We start from the raw sequence: 4,507 nt of genomic DNA on the forward strand, positions 1-4,507 counted from the left end.
GTTAATAGGGAAAAAGACAAGAGGGTGAGTTAAATAGATTGAATAACAATGCTCACCAAGCCAGTTAAAAACTGTGTGAAGTGAACCGGACATTTCAAAATTTACTAAATAATATGCAAATGTGAACATGCAGATTAAAGAGGTCAGAGTAAAGCGGTCCCACCCAAAAAGCATCGAAAAATTATTAACCTCAGGAGTGTAAAAACAAAATACTAAGACACAAAAAAGGCAAATAATTAAAAATAATTTTCGCAAGGAAATAACAGGTCTAACAAATCCGATGATAAATCCGAAGACAAAAACAAAAACATGGTTATAGGGAACGATGTACAATGACCATGCACTTGCATCCTCTTTTATTTTAAAAAAATTCAAAAAAATAAAGCAGATAAAAGATAGAAAAAGAATAATGAATCTAAGGATAAGTGATTTTTTCGTAAAAACAAAAACTAATAGTGGAAATAAAATATAGAAACATATTTCATTTCCTATTGACCACCCACCAATTGGGATATAAGAACTTGGCGAAAACACCCCAAATAAAAGTGTAGTATTTAATAAAAACTCCATTGCATCAAAATTGAACTGCCCCCCTGCAACTTTAAAATTAATAAACTGAAGTGCAATTGTGAGAATAACCACACTAAAATATAAAGGGAAAATTCTAAAAAACCTTTTTATATAGAAACTACTATAGTTAAAGTCATTTGCGCTACCATAAACCAAGCTCAGACTCAACCCACTAAGTATATAAAATATAATAACGGCGTAAACGCCGAGCTTAGCAATTACACTTGTAGTAGAAATAGGAATGTTTAACCACATTGAGTAATGATAAATCATTACAAACAAAGCCATTAATCCACGAAGATAATCTAAAGAATAGTAGCGACTATTTAATCTATTCACTTTGGTCTCGCTTAGAATAACTTTTAAAAATTACTAACAGAAAACATAAAAAATATGAGATCAAGCCTACTCCTTCAAAGAAAATTAAGGGAATGGAACTAGCAAAGAAAAAAGCATTTCTAGCTCTAAAATTTTTACTATACAACGGTGCCACGACTATAAAAAAAAGTATAAAAATCAGAAAGACATATAGTGAAAACCTAAAATTTTGACCATTGTAAAATGAAACATAAATGGTGCTCCTTTCAATTACACTGCCATTCTGGCTAGCACCTTGCTCGGATATCATATACTCAATTTTATGAAGTAAAGAACCCAAAAACCCAAACATCATAAAAGATATGACAACAAAAAATTTAGGATAGAAAGATTTAATATAAAAAATCGATGAAATTACCGCGAGCAACCAACCCAATACAATCCCTGAGCTTAAATTAGCTAAAAGCGCTGAAAACCCAATCAAATAATAACGTTTGGTTTGATAAAACAAGCAGTAGTATAAATATATTATTGATAGCATCCCAAGGACTGTCCTATAGCTGAATGCTAAAGGAAGGAAGATAGCGATCAATCCTAAATTCCTAAAAACTTTATTTTGACAAGCCAGTAATGGTATTAAGTATAGTATGAAAAATAAAGCGTCAAAAAACGGTGGTAATCCTAGTAAATAACTAATGAAGAAAGGTGCAACAATTAAAAGCCGAAGTACATGAATTAAAAATAAAGGACTATATGCTGAACCGTTAGCAAAATTATCAGAAACATAAATAACTTGAGAAAAAAAACCGTCATCCATGTCACCGGAAAACATAGTTATTTTTAGTACATCGGCAACGATGATAAAAATAACGATAAAAAGCAAAGTCATTAGACTTTGCTTTTTTAATGTTAATTTAAAAGCCATATCTATAGTCAGGCATAAATTGTCTAAACCATATTTCTAAGGACATTAAAGCTCGTATTTCTCTAGTATAATTTGCTGAACCAGCGCAGTGTTCTGCATACATTTTCGATACAAACTGACTATCAAATAAATTCCTATTCTTAAACGTCTCAGATAAAAGAAGTTCACAAACCATATTTTTCAGATCTGTTTTTAACCACTCACCGATTGGAACTGTAAACATTTGTTTTTTTCTATACGCAAGTTCAGTTCCTATAAGACCTTCCACCGCTTTTTTATATATATACTTGGTTTCATTTTCTTTAATTTTAATATCTCCAGGCATAGAAAACGCAAGCTCAATAACCCTAAAGTCTAGAAAAGGTGCCCTATTTTCTATAGATACAGCCATTCCCATACGATCAGGTTTTACAAGGTTATTCCCAGATAACAATAATGAAGTGTCAACAAATAATACTTTATTTATTCTGTCAAAACCTTCATGCTTATTTAATAAATTAATAAATATTTCTGAGGAACTAAAATTTTTTAGTTCCTCTTTTATGGTGTCTTTATACAAATAATCCTTTGTAGATTTATTGAATAAAGTGACACTTTCAATGTAACGCTTCTCGAACTCTTCATCAGACATAGGTTCATATGAAAGTAGCGTTTTGTATTTATCGTATCCACCAAAAAGTTCGTCAGCCCCATCTCCAGTTAATACCATTTTAACATGTTTAGATGCAAGTTGGGCTACCTTCAATGTAGGCATAAATGAAACGTCTCCATGGGGCTGATCACAGTGATAAACTGCTTGATCCCACAAAGAAAGTAAGTTCGGTTTAACAATTTCACAATAGTGATCTGTCGAAAACCTTGAGGCTGCTTGAGCAGCATATGGTGATTCATCATATTTAGGGTCATCAAAACCGATAGAAAATGTTTGGACCGGGGTTTTAACATGTTTACTCATTAAACCGACAACTGTTGATGAATCAACCCCACCAGACAGAAAAGCACCAAAAGGTACATCCGCTCTTAAACGTATTCGAACTGCATCATCTAGGGTAGTATTAAATTTTTCAACCCAATCCGATTCTGAAACATTTTTATCAACGTTATCAGAAATTTGCCACCAATCGTGAGTAACAATCCCAGATTTGTCGATTTCAAGATATGTACCAGGCATGACATGTTTGATATCTTGAAATAACGTGAACGGCGGTACTACATAATTATAAGACAAATATGTATCTAAAGCTTTAAGATCAAGTTTCCGAGGAACTCCTGCAGCAAGTATTGATTTTATTTCAGAACCAAATATAAGCATTTCATTGGATTGAAAAAAATATAATGGCTTTTCACCTACACGATCCCTATATAAAAAAACCTTTCCTAAATTTTTATCAAATATAGAAATTGCAAACATCCCGTTAAGCATGTAAATAAAATCTTGACCGTATTTAAGATATAAACGCAAAATTACTTCTGTATCACTATGCGTTTTACACTCAAACTCTGTTCCTTCAAGGTCTTTTGCTAGTTCTATATGGTTAAATATTTCGCCGTTTTGAACCACAACAACGGATTGATCGTCTGAATAAAATGGCTGATTACCAGAGGCTATATCTATTATTGCAAGGCGTTGATTTCCTAAGGCTACTCCGTCACCAAAATAAATCCCCTGACCATCAGGACCTCGGTAGCTGATAATATTACCCATATCTTGAACTTGTGTTTTAGAGATTTCTGTCCCTAAAAAAGAGTAATACCCAAAAATCCCGCACATTCTAATTACCACCCTTCAGTAAAACTTGTTTAATAGTCAAAAAAATAATCTTTAAATCTAGTAAAAAACACATGTTGTTGACATAGAATAAGTCTTTTTCCAACCTTTCTTTCTCCGTCCCGTATGAACGAATTGTAGCTTGAGCTAGACCTGTAATCCCTGGTAAAACAGAATTTCGCAACGAATATTCCTCTGGAGTATAGTTAGAAATCTGGGCCTCAACATTTGGACGCGGACCTATCAGACTCATTTCACCTTTAAGGACGTTAAGAAGTTGAGGGATTTCATCCATACTTGATTTACGCAAGTAATAGCCAATTCGAGTTATCCGAGGATCATTTGTTGAAGTCGAGTAAGGCCAGTCTTTTCCTTGAGCATGATACATTGAACGAAATTTATAGATCATGAAAATTTTACCGTGTAATCCAACTCTTCTTTGTAGGTAAAAAATAGGGCCTTTATCGGTAATTTTAATTAAAAAAGAAACAAGTATAATTAGTGGAAGTGTCAAAACAATTAAAAATAAACTACTCAAAAAATCAATTAGTCGTTTCACTATACACCCCAATAATTTTACCAATAGCTACATGAAGATTAATTTTGTCATTATAAATCTGAGATATATTTCTATCTTTAGCTATTGAAATTTGTTGCTTTAATTTTCTGATTTCATGTTCAAAATTCTGTGCCTTAAAATCTTCAATAGTTTCTGATTTCATATGGAATGAACGAGATATTATTACTGATGATGAACCTAAACGAATGTGTTCTGCAATAACAAGCTCTGAAGGTAATACACCCATTCCCATTTTAGCCACCCCTCCAAAACCAAATTTTTTGCTATTCCTCTTAATATTTACTACCATTTCATCAACAGTCCCATCTAAAAGGGGCTCAAACATAAATTTCATATCCAAAGATCT

At 32.6% G+C, this 4,507-nt stretch carries 5 protein-coding genes; all 5 read right to left on the minus strand.

Going from position 1 to position 4,507, the window contains the following annotated elements; genetic code table 11:
* A partial coding sequence (locus tag J0M08_14155; protein ID MBN8704199.1) for an acyltransferase occupies positions 1–909 on the minus strand: 909 nt, incomplete at its 3' end.
* Entirely contained in the window at positions 902–1,813 is a 912-nt protein-coding gene (locus J0M08_14160; protein MBN8704200.1) for a hypothetical protein, read from the minus strand. The genes J0M08_14160 and J0M08_14155, both read right to left, overlap by 8 nt.
* A complete protein-coding gene (asnB, locus tag J0M08_14165; protein MBN8704201.1) occupies positions 1,803–3,584 on the minus strand; it encodes an asparagine synthase (glutamine-hydrolyzing) in 1,782 nt (593 codons plus the stop codon). The genes J0M08_14160 and asnB overlap by 11 nt, the downstream gene beginning before the upstream one ends.
* A gap of 1 nt (position 3,585) precedes the next feature.
* On the minus strand, positions 3,586–4,140 hold the full coding sequence (locus tag J0M08_14170; GenBank protein MBN8704202.1) for a sugar transferase: 555 nt from the start codon (positions 4,138–4,140) through the stop codon (positions 3,586–3,588).
* A partial coding sequence (locus tag J0M08_14175; GenBank protein ID MBN8704203.1) for an aldolase occupies positions 4,124–4,507 on the minus strand: 384 nt, incomplete at its 5' end. The genes J0M08_14175 and J0M08_14170, both read right to left, overlap by 17 nt.

Source organism: Bacteroidota bacterium (assembly GCA_017303975.1).
GTDB lineage: Bacteria > Bacteroidota > Bacteroidia > JAFLBG01 > JAFLBG01 > JAFLBG01.